1 rRNA gene is annotated in these 418 nt (G+C 53.3%); it reads left to right on the top strand.

What is annotated here, in order from left to right:
* Positions 1–70, top strand: a 16S ribosomal RNA gene (locus ACTM82_RS09050); the annotation flags it as partial.
* Between the last annotated feature and the right edge of the window lie 348 nt (positions 71–418).

The following is a 418-nucleotide window of genomic DNA, read 5'->3' as shown; positions in this document are numbered from 1 at the left end:
GTGGAGGGTGAGGGGGGTGAAGTCGTAACAAGGTAGCCGTACCGGAAGGTGCGGCTGGATCACCTCCTTTCTAGGGAGATACATTCTTAGAGAGATCAACTTAACTCGAATGGAGGGCAGGAGCCCGTCCGGTGGATGTCTGGCCAGGATACGTCCCCGCAGCACCCGGTCCCCGGGGTCGCACCCGCGTACCTTGAGAGCCGCATAGCGATAGGAGAGAGATGGAAGAGTATCCTCTTCCAGACTCGATTCTTTTCTGCGATCTAAACAGAGAATGATAGCAATCATTCATCCGATCCAAACAAGAGAATTCACTCATTGATGAGTGAGGAGCATCTGATCGCGAGCACAGTGGAACACGCTGTGCCGCGGTATGAGATACCCGAATTGCGACATGAGAGCGCTATTCATGATATCG

Origin of the sequence: Collinsella sp. HCP3S3_E5 (assembly GCF_052067635.1) — a bacterium.
Classification (GTDB): domain Bacteria; phylum Actinomycetota; class Coriobacteriia; order Coriobacteriales; family Coriobacteriaceae; genus Collinsella.
Note: the sequence above shows the minus strand (reverse complement) of the source record. Positions and strands in the feature narration are given on the sequence as shown.